Origin of the sequence: Kineosporia corallincola (genome assembly GCF_018499875.1) — a bacterium.
In the GTDB taxonomy this organism is placed as follows: domain Bacteria; phylum Actinomycetota; class Actinomycetes; order Actinomycetales; family Kineosporiaceae; genus Kineosporia; species Kineosporia corallincola.
The window spans coordinates 380,324-397,877 of record NZ_JAHBAY010000007.1; the positions used below are offsets into that span (position 1 = coordinate 380,324).

Annotated in this window: 13 protein-coding genes; 11 read left to right on the forward strand and 2 right to left on the reverse strand. The window is 72.2% G+C overall.

Translation table 11 applies throughout. The annotated features are described in order from the left end of the window. Positions 1-51: 51 nt before the first annotated feature. Together KIH74_RS38755 and KIH74_RS19205 are read right to left on the reverse strand one after the other, a co-directional pair. Positions 52-1,344, reverse strand: a complete 1,293-nt coding sequence (locus tag KIH74_RS38755) for a DUF58 domain-containing protein (RefSeq protein WP_214157349.1) — start codon at positions 1,342-1,344, stop codon at positions 52-54. Next, positions 1,341-2,327, reverse strand: a complete 987-nt coding sequence (locus KIH74_RS19205) for an AAA family ATPase (RefSeq protein WP_214157424.1) — start codon at positions 2,325-2,327, stop codon at positions 1,341-1,343. The genes KIH74_RS38755 and KIH74_RS19205 overlap by 4 nt, the downstream gene beginning before the upstream one ends. Positions 2,328-2,899: 572 nt before the next feature. Here KIH74_RS19205 and mraZ point away from each other — a divergent pair. The 11 genes from mraZ to KIH74_RS19260 all read left to right on the forward strand — a co-directional run bounded on the left by mraZ (position 2,900) and on the right by KIH74_RS19260 (position 17,524). Beyond that, positions 2,900-3,331: a division/cell wall cluster transcriptional repressor MraZ gene (gene mraZ / locus KIH74_RS19210; protein WP_214157350.1), complete on the forward strand. Its 432-nt coding sequence runs from the start codon at positions 2,900-2,902 to the stop codon at positions 3,329-3,331. Between the two features lie 632 nt (positions 3,332-3,963). Next, positions 3,964-4,947, forward strand: a complete 984-nt coding sequence (rsmH, locus tag KIH74_RS19215; RefSeq protein WP_372492099.1) for a 16S rRNA (cytosine(1402)-N(4))-methyltransferase RsmH — start codon at positions 3,964-3,966, stop codon at positions 4,945-4,947. Next, entirely contained in the window at positions 4,944-5,429 is a 486-nt protein-coding gene (gene ftsL, locus KIH74_RS19220) for a cell division protein FtsL (protein ID WP_214157352.1), read from the forward strand. Before rsmH ends, ftsL begins: the two co-directional genes overlap by 4 nt. A 1,031-nt stretch (positions 5,430-6,460) precedes the next feature. Further along, positions 6,461-8,221 (forward strand): peptidoglycan D,D-transpeptidase FtsI family protein, encoded by a 1,761-nt coding sequence (locus KIH74_RS19225; protein WP_214157353.1) that lies wholly within the window; start codon positions 6,461-6,463, stop codon positions 8,219-8,221. A 35-nt stretch (positions 8,222-8,256) separates the two neighbouring features. After that, complete coding sequence (locus KIH74_RS19230; protein ID WP_308113895.1) at positions 8,257-9,867, forward strand: UDP-N-acetylmuramoyl-L-alanyl-D-glutamate--2,6-diaminopimelate ligase; 1,611 nt, start codon at positions 8,257-8,259, stop codon at positions 9,865-9,867. A gap of 180 nt (positions 9,868-10,047) precedes the next feature. Beyond that, the gene (mraY, locus tag KIH74_RS19235) at positions 10,048-11,133 is read left to right on the forward strand and encodes a phospho-N-acetylmuramoyl-pentapeptide-transferase (RefSeq protein ID WP_214157354.1); all 1,086 of its coding nucleotides are present in this window, start codon (positions 10,048-10,050) and stop codon (positions 11,131-11,133) included. Next, entirely contained in the window at positions 11,130-12,578 is a 1,449-nt protein-coding gene (locus KIH74_RS19240) for a Mur ligase family protein (RefSeq protein ID WP_214157355.1), read from the forward strand. The genes mraY and KIH74_RS19240 overlap by 4 nt, the downstream gene beginning before the upstream one ends. Beyond that, entirely contained in the window at positions 12,575-13,837 is a 1,263-nt protein-coding gene (gene ftsW / locus KIH74_RS19245) for a putative lipid II flippase FtsW (RefSeq protein WP_214157356.1), read from the forward strand. Before KIH74_RS19240 ends, ftsW begins: the two co-directional genes overlap by 4 nt. Continuing rightward, entirely contained in the window at positions 13,834-14,925 is a 1,092-nt protein-coding gene (locus tag KIH74_RS19250; RefSeq protein ID WP_214157357.1) for a UDP-N-acetylglucosamine--N-acetylmuramyl-(pentapeptide) pyrophosphoryl-undecaprenol N-acetylglucosamine transferase, read from the forward strand. Before ftsW ends, KIH74_RS19250 begins: the two co-directional genes overlap by 4 nt. After that, the gene (gene murC, locus KIH74_RS19255; protein ID WP_246572622.1) at positions 14,922-16,487 is read left to right on the forward strand and encodes a UDP-N-acetylmuramate--L-alanine ligase; all 1,566 of its coding nucleotides are present in this window, start codon (positions 14,922-14,924) and stop codon (positions 16,485-16,487) included. The genes KIH74_RS19250 and murC overlap by 4 nt, the downstream gene beginning before the upstream one ends. After that, entirely contained in the window at positions 16,484-17,524 is a 1,041-nt protein-coding gene (locus KIH74_RS19260) for a cell division protein FtsQ/DivIB (protein WP_214157358.1), read from the forward strand. Before murC ends, KIH74_RS19260 begins: the two co-directional genes overlap by 4 nt. Positions 17,525-17,554 lie beyond the last annotated feature (30 nt).

Here is a 17,554-nt window from a genome sequence, read left to right on the forward strand (position 1 = left end):
CATAGTCGCCGAAGCTGTGCCCGGGGGCACCCGCGGGACCGGCGGCCCGCGTCATCCGGCACCCACCGCCGGGTCGGCCTGGACCACGTTGCCCGCCGCGCTGTTCCAGACGTCCGAGACGGTCTGCTGCGGGTGCGCCTCCACGACGGCCCAGCCACCACCGCGCAGCATCCCGATCAGCCGGCGCCGGCTCTCCTGCGGGCCCCGCACCGAACCGGCCGACCACTCCGGGGTGTTCAGCAGGATCGCGATGCCGGCCCGCCCGGCCAGGCCGAACTCACCCAGTTTCAGGGCCGCCGACTCGTCGAGGTCGCCCAGCACCGCGATCACCAGGCCGTCGCTGCCGGCCCGGTGCAGCACCGCGAGTGCGTCGTCGAGTGCGTCGTCCTCGCCGGCCTGCACGGTCGCGAGCCGTTCCAGCAACTCGCCGGAGGCCTCGCCGGAGTGCGGGTTGGACCAGCCGGCCGGTGAGCCGTCGAGCAGCAGCCGGATGCCGTGCTTCTCCTCGGCGAAGTGCACCGCGATCGAGGCGGCGGCGCTGACCGCCCACTCGAACGAGGAGCCCGGCCCGTCGCCGCGGTGCGCCCGGGCCCGGGTGTCGAGCAGCACGGTGGCGCGCATCTGCCGGGGCTGTTCCTCCCGGCGCACCATCAGCTCGCCGCGCTTGGCGGTGGAGCGCCAGTGCACCCGGCGCAGGTCGTCGCCCTCCCGGTACTCCCGGGTGGCGATGTCGTCCTCACCGCTGACGGCGGCCGCGCGGGCCAGCGAGTCGCCGGCGCCGCCCCAGGTGCCGCCGGCGGTCAACGGCACCAGCGGGTACAGCCGGGGCACCACCACCACGTGGTCGTTGCCGGTGAACGAGCGGGTCAGCTCGCACATCCCGAACGGGTCGGTGACCCGCAGCCGCAACGGCCCGATCGGGTAGCGGCCCCGCACCGCGGCGGTGAGTGAATAGGTGACGGCGGCGCGCTGGCCACCCGGCATCCGGTCCAGCACGAAGCGTGGGGGAGCGCCCAGTGCCGGGGGGACCCGGTCCTCCGCCAGCAGCACCCGGGTCTTCATCGAGGCCAGGTTCTGTAGCTCCAGCCGGATCCGCATCGGCGCGCCGACCGAGACCCGCGGCGGTGTGGTGGTGCGGGTCAGGCCGATCCGGTAGTGCGCCCGGGTGAGCATGTACACGCAGGCCAGCGGCAGCACCAGCAGCAGCACCGCGATCCGGAGCAGGTCCTGCCGGCCGAGCACGACCGCGCAGATGCCGGAGGCGACGCCCGCGGAGAGGAAGGACCGGCCCCGGGTGGTGAGCCCGGACAGCGCCGCGCGTGCCCGGGCGATCGCCGGCCTCACGTCGGCCAGGCGGCGTTGCTCGTGGTGCGCGGCGTGGGTACCGGGACCTGGCCGAGGATCGAGGTGAGCACGTCGGCGGGGGAGCGCCGGGCCAGCTGCGCCTCGGCGCTGGGCATCAGCCGGTGGGCCAGTACCAGTGGGGTGAGGGCCTGCACGTCGTCGGGGATCACGTGACCGCGGCCGCTCATCGCCGCCCGCGCCTTGGCCGCCCGCAACAGGTGCAGCGCCGAGCGGGGCGAGGCACCGAGGCGCAGCTCCGGGTTCGAGCGGGTGGCCCGGACCAGGTTGACCACGTACTCCTTGATGCCGTCGGCGGCGTAGACCGCGCGGCTGACCGCGATCAGCGACCGCACCGTGTTCGCGTCGCAGGCCGGCCGGACCACGGCCAGCGGGTCGTGCTCGCCGTGGTGCCCGAGCATGTCCAGTTCGGCGTTGGCCGAGGGGTAACCCATCGAGACCCGGGCCATGAACCGGTCGCGCTGGGCCTCGGGCAGCGGGAAGGTGCCCTCCATCTCGACCGGGTTCTGGGTGGCCACCACGATGAACGGGGACTCCAGCCGGTGCGTGACGCCGTCCACCGTGACCTGGTGCTCCTCCATGCATTCCAGCAGGGCGGACTGGGTCTTCGGGCTGGCCCGGTTGATCTCGTCGCCGACCACGATGTTCGCGAACACGGCGCCCGGCTTGAACTCGAAGTCGTGCCGCTCCTGCCGGTAGATGCTGACACCGGTGACGTCGCTGGGCAGCAGGTCGGGAGTGAACTGGATGCGCTTGACCGAGCAGTCGACCGCCCGGGCCATCGCCTTGGCCAGCATCGTCTTGCCGACGCCGGGCACGTCCTCCACCAGCAGGTGGCCCTCGGCCAGCAGCACCGTGACGGCGAGGTCGACCACGTCGGGCTTCCCCTCGATGACCGACTCGATCGCTGACTTGATAGCTCCGGTCACACCGGCGAGGTACTCGAGTTCCCGTGGGCCGGCCATGGTCGTCACGTGTGCAGCCTCCGTGCCTCCGGACCGCGGCGGCCCGGATGCCTGTCGTCCGGGTCGGCCCGGGAGAAGTCGTGCTTGTCTGTCTGATGTGTGCAGTGCTCGGTGCTGATCAGTCTCTCAAACGCTGAAGCATCGTGCAGCGTTGCAACCTGCTGGGGCCGCACGCCACCACGGTCGAGGACGGTAGCGGTCCGGCACCGTGTCCCCCCACTTTCCCCCTCGCCCGGCCCCCGGGCGTCCCGCCCGTCTCCCCTCGTCCCCCACTTTGCTCCCCAGGGGCCCCGCGAAGCCGCCACAACGCTCCCCGAAGGACTCAAAAGGCCCATGAGGCCGTCTTGTCAAGACTGTGGATGACACCCGGGCGCAAACTGTCCCCACCGCGGCCTCCACCCTTCTGACCTGCACGTTCGTGCAAGTTGCGCGGATGGAATCCGCTGTTCCGCCATTGCGTGTGGAGGGAAGTGGAGTAATGTGGAGGCCACTGGAGCGGGAAGGAGTGGCACGGATGACGCCTCTCGCTCCGGCTGCCTCATGTGAGGGAGGGCGAGGGGAGGGGACCGCCGGTGTTCCTCGGTACCCACACTCCTCGCCTCGACGACAAGGGCCGGTTGATTCTTCCGGCCAAGTACCGCGAGCAACTGGAGGAAGGGGTGATCGTGACCAGGGGTCAGGAGCGTTGTCTCTACGTCTTCCCGGTCGACGAGTTCTCCCGCCTCGCCGACCAGTTGCGCCAGGCACCGGTGACCAGCAAACAGGCGCGCGACTACCTTCGGGTGTTCCTCTCCGGGGCGTCCGACGAGGCGGTCGACAAGCAGGGCCGGGTCACCATCCCGGCCATGTTGCGCACCTATGCCGGTCTGACCCGCGACTGCGCCGTGATCGGCGCCGGTCAGCGGATCGAGATCTGGGACCTGGCGGCGTGGGAGTCGTACCTCGCCGAGCAGGAGCAGGCGTTCGCCGAGCAGGCGGAGGAAGTCGTACCCGGACTGTTCTGATGCAGACACCACCCCGCAGGAGCACCACGCCGCACGACCGTCCGGCCGCTTCCCCAGCAGGCCCACCGCACGCCGCCCGACTGCCCCGACGACTCGCCGACCGCACTCCCGACCAGAAGACGACGCCCGCACCGGTTCCGGCCGGCTAGGGCGACAGCAGCGCAACGAGAAGCGAATCCGAGCATCCAGGTGCTGGGCACACGGCCGGTCCGATTCGCCGACGATGAGGTCTCCAGCCGCCCGAGGCGTCCTGACACACCTTCCCCGGTGTCAGGCCGTGGTTCGGTCGGAGCGGATGGAGACCTGATCGGCGGACGTCGGCGCCGTCCCGGCACCTCCCGGGTCCGCTTCTCGTGCTGTTTCCCCGCCGCTGAGCCGGGTCCACGACCTCCGTCGCCGGACCCGCGCGGTGTCGTACGATCTGGCGGTCACGGAGTGTGATCGGCGAAATTCCTTGAGCCCCAGTGGCTTCCATGTCAGACACTCAACTTTCGCGCAGCGGGGTACGACTCCCCGCGCGCCGTACTCCTCGAGGGGAGGTCGCGATGACCCGCCCGGAAACACCCCCCGCACCGGCACCCGGCTCGGCTTCGGCCCACGAGGCCCTGGCCCACGAGCGTCATGTCCCCGTCATGCGCGACCGCTGCGTCGAGCTGCTGGCCCCCGCGCTGACCGAACCCGGATCGGTCGTGGTGGACGCCACGCTCGGGATGGGCGGGCACAGCGAGGCCCTGCTCACCGCCTGCCCGCAGGCCACGCTGGTCGCCATCGACCGGGATCCGCAGGCCCTGGAACTGGCCGGCCGCCGGCTGGCGCCGTTCGGTGACCGAGCCCGTCTGGTGCACGCGGTCTACGACGAGATCGCCGAGGTGCTCGCCGATCTCGGGATCGACAAGGTCAGCGGCGTCCTGATGGACCTCGGCGTCTCCTCGCTCCAGCTGGACGAGACCGACCGCGGCTTCGCCTACTCGGTGGACGCACCGCTGGACATGAGGATGGACCAGGGTGCGGAGCTGTCCGCGGCCGACATCCTCAACACCTACTCCGCGGCGGACCTCACCCGGATCCTGCGTGACTACGGCGAGGAGCGGTTCGCGAAGCGGATCGCCTCGGCGATCGTGCGCGAGCGCTCGGTGAGGCCGTTCACGACCAGTGCCCGGCTGGTCGAGATCATCCGGGACAACGTGCCGGCCGCCACCCGGCGGACCGGGGGACACCCCGCCAAGCGCACCTTCCAGGCGCTGCGGATCGAGGTCAACCAGGAACTCGAGGTGCTGGAGCGGGCGGTGCCCGCGGCTATCGGGGTTCTGGACGTCGGTGGCCGGATCGCCGTGATGTCGTTCCAGTCGCTGGAGGACCGCATCGTCAAACGGGTGCTCGCGGAACAGGTGCGCAGCACCACGCCGCCCGGGCTGCCGGTCGAGCTGCCCGAGCACGCGCCGCGGATGCGACTGCTGACCCGCGGCGCCGAGGTGCCGGACGAGACGGAGATGACGGAGAACCCGCGGGCGGCCTCGACCAGGCTGCGCGCGGCGGAACGGATCGCAGCGGCCCACGGGGGCCCCGGATCACCGGGGCGGACAGGCCGCCGGCCACGAGGAGGGGACGCAGCATGACCACGAGCACCGCGACCGCCAGGGTTGCCCCGGACGAACTGACCGGTGCCGGGCGGGCGCTGCGGCAACCCACCCGTCCGGTCCGGACCGCCCGGCCCCGGCTGCGGGTCGTGCCCGCTCCCCGGCGCTCGGCCGCTGGTCTGGCCATGCTCTGCGTGGGGCTGCTCGGCCTCGGCCTGCTGGTGCTTCTGCTGCTCAACATCAGCATCGGCAAGGGCGCCTACGAACTCACCGGACTCCAGCAGCAGCAGCGGGAACTCGCGGAGCAGCGGCAGGCGCTGACCGAGCAGGTCGAGGCGCAGAGCGCACCGCAGAAGCTGTCCGCCGCGGCGAAGAAGCTCGGCATGGTGCCGGCGGCGAACCCGGCGTTCATCGACCTGGACGACAGCTCGGTGAAGGGTGAGCCGGAGGCCGCCGCCGCGGCGCCCGGCAGTGACACCACGAAAACCGGCGGGACGACGACGGGTGAGCCGTCGCCGTGAGTCCCGGCGGCGGCGACGCCACGGCCCGGTCCGGCAGCGGATTCCCGCCCGGCCCGGGCGGTTCCGGGCGCGCCGCCACCACCCGCACGAACAGAACCGCCAAGAAGTCGCCCACCACCCAGAAGCCGTCCGGCAGGACGGGAAACCAGTCCGGCACGTCCGGCGATACGTCGGGAAGTGCCAGGACCATGCGTGGGGACGCCGCCCAGCCCCGGAAGACCTCCACCCGCCAGTCGCCGTCGTCGCGCTCGGCGGCGAAGAAGCCGGCCACCGCCAGGCCGACCCAGAAGGCCTCCGGCAGAACGGCTTCCGAGAAGAGCTCGAGCGGGTCGGGCCGGTCCTCGTCGGGCCGGACCGGGGCGGGGCGAACCGCTTCGGGACGCCCGGCGCCGGGTTCCGGGGCGGACCGCGGCTCGCGGTCGGGTCAGTCCTCCGGCTCCGGCCGGTCGTCCCGCTCGGCTCCCGCGGCCAGGTCGTCCCGGTCGGGCGGGAGCGGCCAGCCGGCGAAATCCGCTCAGACGGCGCGGAAAGCAAGGACGTCCCAGGCGGCCAAGGCCGCCCAGTCCGGCAGAGCGGCGCAGTCCGGCAGAGCGGCGCAGTCCGGAAGGTCCACGCCGAGCGGTAGGTCCGCGCAGGGCGGCAGGACGACGGCGAGCCGTTCCGCCGGGACGCAGGCTCCCCGCACAACCCCATCGGCCCGCAAAACCCCATCGGCCCGGACGGCCCGATCGGCCCCGTCCGCGAAGACGACCCGGGCGCGTGAGGCGGCACCGGCGTCCCCCAGGGCTCGTACCCCCCGGACGGCCAGGGAGGCCAAGGCCGCCGCGGCGGCCCGCGCCGCGAGAACCGGCCGCTCGCACCAGACCCCGGGAACGACGCGGAACCGCAGCACACCCCGCACCGGCCGATCCGCCCGCACCCTCACCGCCTCGGCCCTCGGGCCGGCCGTGAGATCCGCTCGGGCACAGGCGAAACGGCGCCCACGCGGAGGCGGTCCGGGAGGCCGGGGACCGCGCCCGCCGTTCCCGCGGATGGGCCCGCCCCGCGCCGGGCAGCCCGACCTGCGGCTGAAGTGGGTCTCCGGCGTCGTCGTGCTGGTGTTCGTGGTGTTCGCCGGAAGGCTGGTGCAGCTCCAGGCTTTCGACGCCGAGACGCTGTCGGCCGAGGCCCTGGAGAGCCGCTCCGCCACCCGCACCCTGCCGGCCCACCGCGGCGACATCCTGGACACCGACGGCAGTGTGCTGGCCACGACCGTGGAGCGCCGCAACATCACCGTGGACCAGACCGTGGTGTCGGAGTACAACTCCAAGGCCGCGGTGCCGGAGGACGAGAAGGGCGCGGCCGGCGCGGCCAAGAAGATCGCCCCGATCCTCGGGGAGTCGGTCGGTGACGTGGCCCGGACCCTGGCCGGCAACAAGCGTTTCAACTACGTCGCGAAGAGCGTGGAACCCACGGTCTGGAGCGACATCTCGGACCTCAACATCCCCGGCGTCTACAGCGAGCAGGCGAGTCGCCGCACCTATCCCGCCGATTCGGTGGCCTCGAACGTGCTGGGGTTCATGAACGGTGAGGGCGAGGCGGTGTCCGGCATCGAGAAGTCGCAGGACGACCTGCTGTCCGGCACCGACGGCGAGATGACCTACGAGAAGGGCAAGAACGGGCAGCAGATCGCCACCGGCCTGACCACCGAGACCGATCCGGTGGACGGCAAGGACGTTCAGCTCACCCTGGACCGCGACCTCCAGTACAAGTCCCAGGAGGCGCTGGAGGCGGTGGTGAAGAAGTACGACGCCGAGTCGGCCACCCTGGTGGCGCTGAACCCGAAGTCCGGCGAGATCCTGGCGCTGGCCGACGCCCCGGGCTACAACTCCAACAAGCCCGGCGACAGCGACGTGGCGAACCTGCGTAACCGCACGCTCACCGACGTGTTCGAGCCCGGGTCCACCAACAAGGTGATCACCGCCGCGGCCGCGCTGGAGGAGGGCGTGGTGCAGCCCACCAGCAAACTCGAGGTGCCCTACACCCTCGATCGCGGCGCCGCCGGCGTGATCAGCGACTCGCACGAGCACGCGACCGAGAGGCTGACGTTCGCAGGCGTTCTCGCCCAGTCGTCGAACACCGGCACGGTCGAGGTCGGCGAGAAGATGAGCGCGAAGACCATGTACGAGTACCTGACCAGGTTCGGGCTGGGCAGCAAGACCGGCGTCGGCCTGGGGGAGTCGTCGGGCATCCTGGCCGGCTACCAGGACTGGGACGGGCGTACCCGGCTGAACGTCATGTTCGGGCAGGGTGTCTCGGTGACGGCGCTCCAGTCGGCCGAGGTGTTCGCCGCGATCGCCAACGACGGCGTGCGGGTCGCGCCGAAGCTGATCAAGGCGGTCAGCGGCGCCGACGGCAAGCTGGTGGCCGAGCCCGAGGGCAAGAAGACCCGGGTGGTCAGCGCGAAGACGGCCCAGCAGGTGCGGCTCATGCTGGAGAGCGTGGTCGGCGAGGACGGCACGGCCGTGGACGCCGAGATCAAGGGTTACCGGGTGGCCGGCAAGACCGGTACCGCGCAGGCGTACGACGAGGACTGCGGCTGTTACAGCGGGTACACGGCCAGTTTCGTCGGGATGGCCCCGGCGGACGATCCGGAGCTGGTGGTCGCGGTGTTCGTGCAGAAGCCGGAGGGCGACCACTACGGTGGCACGGTGGCGGCGCCGGTGTTCCAGCAAATCATGTCGGACGCCTTGGTGTCCCAGGGAATTGAGCCGACGAACACCCGGAAACCCGATCTAGCGCTCGAGTGGTGATCAGGCGGCCCAGAAACCGGATAGCCTCGACCACCGTGCCGGTCCCACCGCGCGATCCCGCGCCCGCCCGTTCTCTGGCCGACGTCGCCGACGTCCTCGGTACCACCGTGCCAGACACCGTCCGTGACATCTCGATCACCGGCGTCTGCCTCGACTCCCGAGCCGTCCGCCCCGGTGACCTCTACGCCGCGCTGCCCGGCGCGCGCACCCACGGGGCCCGGTTCGCCCGTGGTGCCGCCGAACTGGGCGCCGCCGCGGTGCTGACCGACCCGGCCGGTGCCGAGCTGGCGGCCGACAGCGGCCTGCCGCTGGTCGTCGTGCCGGCGCCCCGTGAGCTGCTGGGCGGCCTGGCCGCCTGGTTGTTCGGCGCCCCCGCCGAGCAGATGCTGACGTTCGGTGTCACCGGCACCAACGGCAAGACCACCACCACGTTTCTGCTGGACGGGGCGCTGCGGGCCGGGGGTCGCCGCTGCGGCCTGATCGGCACCGTGATGACCCGGATCGTCGACGAGCAGATCGACAGCAAGCGCACCACCCCCGAGGCCCCCGACCTGGCCGCGCTGATGGCGCAGATGGTGCGCCGGGGCGTCGAGGTCTGCTCGATGGAGGTCTCCAGCCATGCCCTCTCGATGGGGCGCGTCGACGGGATCCGGTTCGACGTGGCCGGATTCACCAACCTCTCGCAGGACCACCTGGACTTCCATCCGACGATGGAGGACTACTTCGCGGCCAAGGCCGACCTGTTCACCCCGGCGCGGGCGAAGCAGGGCGTGGTGTGTGTGGACGACGAATGGGGCCGGCGCCTGGCCCGCGAATCCGGTGTCCCCGTCGTGACCTTCACCACCCTCGGGCCGTGGAGCTCGGGGGACGACTTCGCGACCTCCTCGTCGTCCACCATTGACGCCGACTGGCGGGTGACCGCCGCCCGCCCGCACGAGGGCGGCACCGACTTCGTGCTGGCCGGGCCGGACGGCGTGACGCTCGACGCCCGCTGCCCGCTGCCCGGCGAGTTCAACGTGGCCAACACGGTGCTGGCGCTGCTGATGCTCGTCGTCTCCGGCACCGCCCCGGGCGACGCCGCCCGCTGGCTGGCCGCCGCCCCCGCGGTGCCGGGCCGGATGGAGCAGGTCGGCCTGACCGGCTCCGGGCGGCCGCTGGCGGTCGTGGACTACGCCCACACCCCCGACGCCGTGGCGACCGCCCTGCGGGCGTTACGCCCCTCGGCCTCGGGCCGGAACGGCCCGCTGGTGGTGGTGATCGGCGCCGGTGGCGACCGGGACCGCGACAAGCGGCCGAAGATGGGCGCCGAGGCGGCCCGTCACGCCGACGTCGTCGTGGTCACCGACGACAACCCGCGCTCCGAGGTACCGGCCCGGATCCGGGCCTCGGTGCTCGAAGGTGCACGATCCGTGAACGGCGCCACCGCCGAGGTGCTGGAGGTCGCCGACCGCCGCGAGGCGATCGCGACCGGCGTCCGGATGGCCGGCCCGAACGGGATCGTGCTGGTCGCGGGCAAGGGCCACGAACGTGGCCAGGAGGTCGCCGGAGTGGTGCACCCCTTCGACGACCGGGAGGTGCTCGTCGGCCTGCTCGGCAGGCCGGGCGGCACCCAACCGGTTCCGGTCTCCCAAGGACGGAACCGGTGAAGCGAGGATCCTTCCGGATCGGTACGGTGAGCGCCGGCGCACGGTCGTCCGGCCCGGCTGGAGGACCGCCCGCCTGATGTACGGCATGAGTACTGCTTGCCCCCGCAAGTCCCCCGGCAGCACGCCGGCGACTGCCCACCCGGCAGCCGCCCGGCGACGAATGAGAGAGACAGAGGCAGCGTGAGAACGGTCCTGATCGCCGCGGCCGTGTCGCTGATCTGTGCGCTCTTCGGAACCCCCCTGTTCATCCGGTTCCTGGTCAAGCGCCGCTACGGTCAGTTCGTCAGGGATGACGGCCCTACCTCGCACCACGTCAAACGAGGCACCCCGACCATGGGTGGCGCGGTGATCATCGCCGCCACCCTGCTCGGCTACGTGGTGGCCCACGCCATCACGCTGGACGGGCCGACGATGTCCGGCCTGCTGGTGCTGTACCTGATCACCGGTCTCGGCCTGGTCGGGTTCCTCGACGACTTCATCAAGATCAGCAAGCAGCGGAGCCTGGGACTGACGGCCGGCGGCAAACTCGCCGGGCAGTCGTTCGTCTCGATCACCTTCGCCATCCTGACGTTGCAGTTCCCCGACAGCGGGTTCCGCACGCCCGGCACCACGTCGATCTCGTTCATCCGCGACACCGCGGTCGACCTGGCGTTCGCCGGGCCGCTGATCGGCCTGATCCTGTACATCGTCTGGACCTACATCATCATCGCCGGCGCCAGTAACGGCGTGAACCTCACCGACGGCCTCGACGGCCTGGCCACCGGCGCCAGCGTCATGGTCTTCGGCGGTTACGTGATGATCGGGATCTGGCAGTCCAACCAGTCCTGCCAGCTCGCCTCCGGCGCCGGCCCGCAGTGCTACGAGGTACGCGATCCGCGTGACCTCGCGGTGGTGGCGGCCTGCGTGATGGGTGCCTGCTTCGGGTTCCTGTGGTGGAACGCCTCCCCGGCCAAGATCTTCATGGGCGACACCGGTTCGCTGGCCCTCGGCGGCGGTCTGGCCGGCCTGGCCGTGACCACCCGCACCGAACTGCTGCTGGTGCCGCTCGCCGGGCTGTTCATCATGATCACCCTCTCGGTGATCATCCAGATCGGCTCGTTCAAGCTCACCGGCAGACGGGTGTTCCGGATGGCGCCGCTCCAGCACCACTTCGAGCTGATGGGCTGGGGCGAGGTGACGATCGTGATCCGGTTCTGGATCATCGCCGGTCTCTTCGTCGCCCTCGGTCTCGGGGTGTTCTACGCGGAGTGGGTGGTCGGCATATGACGGCCGACCCGCTGAACAACGAGTGGGACGGCCTGAGGGTGGTCGTCGCGGGCATCGGGATCTCCGGCTTCGCCTGTGCCGACGCCCTGCTGGAACGCGGCGCCCGGGTGATCGTGCTCGACCGCACCGATGCCGGATCGCGGCGTGAGCGCGGCATCGTGCTGGAGACCCTGGGCGCCGACATCCGGCTCGGCGCCGAGCATGTCGGCGGGCTGCCCGGCGAGACCGACCTGCTGGTCGTGTCGCCGGGCTGGACCGAGGAACAGCCGGTGGTGGCGGGTGCCCTCGCCGCCGGTGTGCCGGTCTGGGCCGAGGCCGAACTGGCCTGGCGGTTGCGTCCGGCCACCGGCGCGGCGCCCTGGCTGACCGTCACCGGCACCCGGGGCAAGGCGACCACCACCACGATGCTGGCCACCATGCTCGCGGCCGACGGCAGGCGCGCCACCTCCACCGGTCAGGCCGGCACCTCGCTGCTGGAGTCGGTGCTGCACCCCGAGCCGTACGACGTGCTCGCCGTGCAGCTGTCGGCGTTCCAGCTGCGCTGGTCGTCGAGTCTGCGGCCGCAGGCCTCGGTCTGCCTGAACGTCGGCCCCGCCGACACCGGCAGCCTGGCCGACCGCGGCAAGGTGTACCAGAACACCGAGATCGCCTGCGTCTACAACACCGCCGACCCGGCCACCGAGGATCTGGTGCGCGAGGCCGAGGTGATCGAGGGCGCCCGGGCGATCGGGATCACCGGCGGCGTGCCCGCCGTGTCGATGCTCGGCCTGGTCGAAGACGTGCTCTGCGATCGGGCGTTCGTGCCGCAGCGCAGCACCTCCGCGGCCGAGCTGGGCACGACCGAGGACGTGCGCACCGCGGGCGCCGGGGTGCTCGCCGCGCACAACCTGATCAACGCCCTGGCCGCGGCCGCCCTGGCCCGCGCCCACGGGGTGTCGCCGATCGCCGTGCGTGACGGCCTGCGGCACTACTACCCGCTGCCGCACCGGCTGAACCTGCTGAACCACGCGCACGACGTGGACTGGATCGACGACTCCTCGGCCACCGACGCGTTCGCCGCGGCGGCCGGGCTGGCGAGCTTCGAGTCGGTGGTCTGGATCGCCGGTGGTCACGGCACGGTCCCGGCCGACCTCGACGCCGTGGTGCAGAAGTACGCGCCCCGCCTGCGCGGCGTGGTGCTGCTGCCCGGTGACGGCACCGCCGGGGTGCGTGAGGCGCTGGGCCGACACGCCCCGGATGTCCCGGTCCTCGATGCCGTCGTCCCCGAGACTGGGACGATGCCCGAGATCGAGCCGGTGATGCGGTCCGCCGTGGAACTGGCCGCCGGGCTGGCCCGGGCCGGTGACACGGTGCTGCTGTCGCCGGTGCTCGGTGCCCCCGAGGGCGAACCGTTCTCGGGCCGCGGTCAGGCGTTCGCCGCCGCGGTGAAAGACGTGACCGGGTGACGGTCGCCGCCGAGTCACCGTTCGCCGGCCGGGCGGCCTCGCTGTCCCGCCAGGTGGCCGGGCGGCTGAACTCACCCCTCACCTCGTACTACCTGGTGCTCGGCGCCACCGTCACGCTGACCTGCATCGGCCTGGTGATGGTGCTGTCCAGCTCCAGCGTCGAGTCGATCGCCGACGGTGCCTCGCCGTTCACCGAGTTCTGGAAGCAGGCGATGTTCGCGGCGCTCGGCTTGCCCGGGCTGGTCATCTGCATGCGGGTGCCGCCGCGCATCTGGCAGATGCTGGCCTGGCCGATGCTGCTGGCCGCCTTCCTGCTCCAGGCACTCACTTTCGTGCCGCACATCGGCGTCGGCACCAACGGCAACCACAGCTGGATCGCGGTCGCCGGTTTCACCCTCCAGCCCGCCGAGGTCGGCAAGCTCGCCCTGATCGTCTGGGGCGCCACCGTGCTGGTGCGCAAGCGCCCGCTGATCCACCGGCCGATGCACGCCCTGATCCCGGTGGTGCCGGGGGCCGGCGTGCTGCTGATCCTGATCATGGGCGGAAAAGACCTGGGGACGGCGATGGTCGTGATGGCCATCGTCGCCGGGCTGCTGTTCGTGGCGGGCGCCCCGCTGCGGATCTTCGCGGCCGCCTCCGGCGTGCTGCTGTTCGCCGTGCTGGTGCTGGTGCAGGCCAGCAGCAACCGGCTGGACCGGATCGGCAGCTGGATGAGCGGGTGCAGCGCCACCAGTGAACAGGCCCAGGGCAGCTGTTTCCAGAGCGTGCACGGGCAGTGGGCACTGGCCTCCGGCGGCTGGTGGGGCGTGGGCCTCGGCGGCAGCCGGGAGAAATGGGGTCTCCTGCCGGAGGCCCACAACGACTTCATCTTCGCCATCGTCGGCGAGGAGCTGGGCCTCGTCGGTACCTTGCTCGTGATCGGCCTGCTGCTGACCCTGTGTCTCGGCCTGGCCCGGATCGTGCTGCGCACCGACGACGAATTCGTGAAGATCGCTACCTCGGGAGTTCTGATCTGGGTGGTCACCCACTCCGTCATCAACATCGGTGGGGTCGTCGGGCTCCTGCCGATCGTCGGAATGCCGCTGCCGCTGGTCTCCAGCGGTGGAACGGCGCTCATCACGATGCTCGCCGCCCTCGGCATGGTGCTCGGCTTCGCCCGGCGCGAGTCCGGGGTCGCCGAGGCACTGGCTGCCCGCGCCGGGTTGGTACAGCGATCACTTGCCGTGCTTCCGGTGCGGCGGAACGGTAGGAACCGATGAGTCTCTCCGTCGTACTGGCCGGTGGTGGAACCACCGGCCACATCGCCCCCCTGCTGGCCCTGGCCGACTGCCTGCGCCGTCGCGACCCGGCCACCAAGATCACCGCGCTGGGCACCGCCGAGGGCCTGGAGGCCCGCCTGGTGCCGGCCGCCGGTTACGACCTGGAGCTGATGCCCCGGGTGCCGATGCCGCGCAAGCCGTCCCCGGCGCTGCTGCACCTGCCGGGCAACCTGAAGGCCGCGATCGACGCGGCCGCCGCGGTGCTCGAAGGTGCCGACGTGCTGGTCGGTTTCGGCGGTTACGTGTCCTCGCCGGCCTACCTGGCCGCGCGCCGGCTCGGGGTGCCGTTCGTGGTGCACGAGGCCAACGCCAGCCCCGGGCTGGCGAACAAGCTGGGCGCCCGGTTCACCCCGCACGTCGCGGTCACCTTCCCGGGCACGCCGCTGCGTCACGCCCAGGTGATCGGCCTGCCGCTGCGCCGGCAGATCACCATGCTGGACCGTGACTCGCAGCGCGAGACGGCCCGGGTGGCGCTCGGCCTGAAACCGAACCAGACCACGCTCTTCGTCACCGGCGGCTCGCTCGGCGCCCAGCGCCTGAACGAGACCTTCGGCCGCTCCGCCTGGCTGCTGCACGGCGCCGGGGTGCAGGTGCTGCACACCGCGGGCCGCGGCAAGACGGTGCTGTTCGACGACGGCGACCAGCCGCCGAACTACCTGGTCACCGAGTACCTGGACCGGATGGACCTGGCCTACGCGGCCGCCGACATGGTGGTCTGCCGCTCCGGGGCCGGCAACGTCAGCGAGGTCACCGCGCTGGGTCTGCCCGCCGCCTACGTGCCGCTGCCGATCGGCAACGGTGAGCAGCGGCACAACGCCGAGCCGGTGGTGCGCGCCGGGGGCGGTCTGCTGGTCGACAACGACGCCTGCGACCCGATCTGGGTGGCGAACACCCTGCTGCCGATCCTGAACGACCCCCAGCGCCTGTGGGCCATGGGCGACGCCGCGGCCCGCTTCGGGATCCGTGACGCAGACGAGCGGCTCGCCTCGATGGTCGAGGTCGCGGCCGGCCGGGGAGGCCACCGATGAGCATGTCCGATCCCTCCGCACCGGGCAGCGATCCCACGCTCAGCGTGCCGACGATGGCCGGTTCGCGAGTCGGTGGCCGGCTCAGCGGCGAGGCCACCGTCACCGGTGCCACCGGCGCCCCGATGGTGGACGAGCCGATCCTGGCCGCCCACCTGATCGGTATCGGCGGCGCCGGGATGTCCGGCATCGCCCGGCTGCTGCTGGCCCGCGGGGTCGTGGTGTCGGGCAGCGACAACCGGGACAGCCCGGTGCTGGCCGCGTTGCGGGCCGGCGGGGCCGCCGTCTTCATCGGCCACCGGGCCGACCAGGTGCCGGCCGGGTCCACCGTGGTGATCTCCTCGGCCGTGCGCCCGGAGAACCCGGAACTGGTGGAGGCCCGGGAACGCGGCCTGCGGGTGCTGCACCGCTCGGAGGCGCTGGCGGCGCTGATGACCGGCCGCCGCCCGGTGGCGATCGCGGGCACCCACGGCAAGACCACCACCACCGGCATGACCACCGTGCTGCTGCGGGAGTGCGGGCTGGACCCGTCGTTCGCGATCGGCGGCGAGCTGACCGAGGGCGGTCAGGGCGCCCACGACGGCGCCGGTGACATCTTCGTGGCCGAGGCGGACGAGTCGGACGGCTCGTTCCTGCTGTACCGACCCGAGGTCGCGGTCATCACCAACGTCGAGGCGGACCACCTCGACCACTACGGCACCGGCGAGGCGGTCGAGGCCGCGTTCGCCGAGTTCTGCCAGCGGGTCGTGCCCGGAGGCATGGTGGTGGCCTGCGGTGACGACGAGGGCGTGCGCCGGGTGCTGCACCAGGTGGCGCCCAAGCTGGCCGCGCACGCGGTGCGGGTCTGCCGGTACGGGCTGGACGAGGACAACGACGTGCGCCTGGTCGACGTCGAGGACACCCCGGACGGCGTGCGGTTCTCGATCGAGGCCCGGCCGGACGGCTCCCGGATCGGCCCGGTCACCCTGCGCGTGCCGGGGGTGCACAACGCCCTGAACTCGGTGGCCGCCTGGTGCGTCGCCCGGCACTTCGGGGTGTCCGGTGCCCCGGCGCTGACCGCGGTCCGCAGCTTCGGCGGCACCCGGCGCCGGTTCGAGGACAAGGGCACCGAGGACGGCGTCCGCGTCGTCGACGACTACGCGCACCACCCCACCGAGGTGCGCGCGGTGCTGAAGGCCGCCCGCGCGGTGGTCTCGGACGGCCGGGTGCTCGCCGTGTTCCAGCCGCACCTGTTCAGCCGCACCCGGATCTTCGCCGAGGACTTCGGCGCCGCGTTGTCGCTGGCCGACGAGGTGGTGGTGCTCGACGTGTACGCGGCCCGGGAGGACCCGGAGCCCGGTGTCACCGGTGAGCTGGTGGCGAAGGCGGTGCGGCTGCCGGAGTCCCAGGTCGCCTACCGCCCCACCGCCACGGCCGCCGTCGAGGAGGTGCTGCGCCGCGCGCAGAAGGGTGACCTGGTGCTCACCATCGGCGCCGGTGACGTGACCGCGCTCGGCCCGGCCATTCTCGACGCGATCCGTTCCGGGCACACTCCGGCGGACGAGGGCGAGCACACGCCGGCATGAGCCCGTCCACCTCGTCGAGCGGGCCCGGCCGGCGGCCGGGCCGGAGTTCTTCGGGTCGGGCCACGGCGTCGGGCCGGGGCGCGGCGGCACGGCGGCAGCCGGCCTCCCCGTCGTCCCCGAAGTCGTCCCCCAGGGCGTCGTCGGGCAAGAACGGCAAGAAGAAGCCGCGGCCGAAGGTCACCGCGAGCCGCTCGGCCGGCCTGCTCGAGCGGCCGGTGCTGCGAAGCGGGCGGCCGGTGGTGTCGCCGACCTCGGCGCAGCGCTTCGCCGCCCGGGCCCGCAGGCGCCGGCTGCGCCGCACGATGACCGTGCTCAGCGCGATGATGGTGCTGGCCGGAGGAGGCTGGCTGGCCTTCCTCTCGCCGTGGGCGAAGGTGGAACGGGTGGAGGTCTCCGGCCTGGACCGGATCTCCGAGTCGCAGGTGCGCGACGTCGCGGAGACCGAGATCGGTCACTCGATGCTGCTGGCCCGCACCGCAGACATCACCGCGCAGGTGGAGAAGCTGCGCCTGGTGAAAGACGTGACGGTGAGCCGGTCCTGGCCGGGCACCATCGCGGTGGACGTGACCGAGCGGGAGCCGGTGGCGGCCCTGCCCTCGGAGCAGGTGGCCGCGAACAGCCACGGGACCGGGAGCGGCGACGCCGCCACCGGCACGGCGAAGCCGGTCCAGATGGTGCAGCTGGTGGACGACGACGGCGTGGTGATCGAGACCGTGCCCGCTGCCGACGCGCCCGCCGCCCTGCCCCGGATCCAGGTGACGCTGGGGGAGAAGCGGAGCGTCGAGAACCTGCGTGGCACGCTGGCCGTGCTGAACGGGCTGCCGGAGAACCTGAGCTCGAGACTGAGGTCGATCGGCACCAGCTCGCCCGACGGGATCTGGCTGAAGCTCCGGCTGACCGGGAACCGCACGGTCACCGTGCAGTGGGGCGACTCGGAGCAGGGCGACCAGAAGGCCCGGGTGCTGACGGCGCTGCTGAAGCAGAAGGCGAAGACCTACGACGTGCGGGCCCCGGAGATGCCGACCGTCTCGTCGTAGTGCGTGGTGAACGGCAGGTGACCATCGCGT